The organism is Arthrobacter sp. Y3223164 (genome assembly GCF_059091005.1).
This window is the reverse complement of the sequence record NZ_JBNHGF010000867.1, coordinates 1-431: the sequence shown is the minus strand read 5'-3', so window position 1 is coordinate 431 and position 431 is coordinate 1. Positions and strand designations below refer to the sequence as shown.

Genomic DNA, 431 nt, shown 5'->3' with positions numbered 1-431 from the left:
GGCAGGGCAACCACGCCGGCGACATCCGCGAGCCGCTGCCCCAGCTCGGCCGCCTCGCGCCGTCCGGCGGTCAGGAAAGCTACCGTCGGCCCGGACCCGGATACCAAGCCCGCCAGCGCGCCTTCGGCCTCGCCCAGTTCAAGGATATCGGCCAGTTCGGGGGCCAGCTCGATGGCGGCCTCCTGCAGGTCGTTATGCAGGCAGCCGGCCAACTGGTGGACGTCGCCGGACTGCATTGCCTGCAGGATCGCCGGGTCCACCTGCTCGGGTTCGACCGGGACGTGGCCGCGGCGGGCGCGCAGGTCGTCGGCCACCGCGTAGACCTTGGGCGTGGACAAACCGAACGAGGCGGGCACCAGGACCCAGTGCATTTCGCTGCGCGCCAGCGCCGGCGTCAGCCGGTCGCCGACGCCCAGGCCGACGGTCACTCC

At 72.6% G+C, this 431-nt stretch carries 1 pseudogene; it reads right to left on the bottom strand.

The features are described 5' to 3' along the window. Positions 1 to 431 (bottom strand): annotated as a pseudogene (locus tag AC5RUJ_RS18455) (4-(cytidine 5'-diphospho)-2-C-methyl-D-erythritol kinase); the annotation flags it as partial.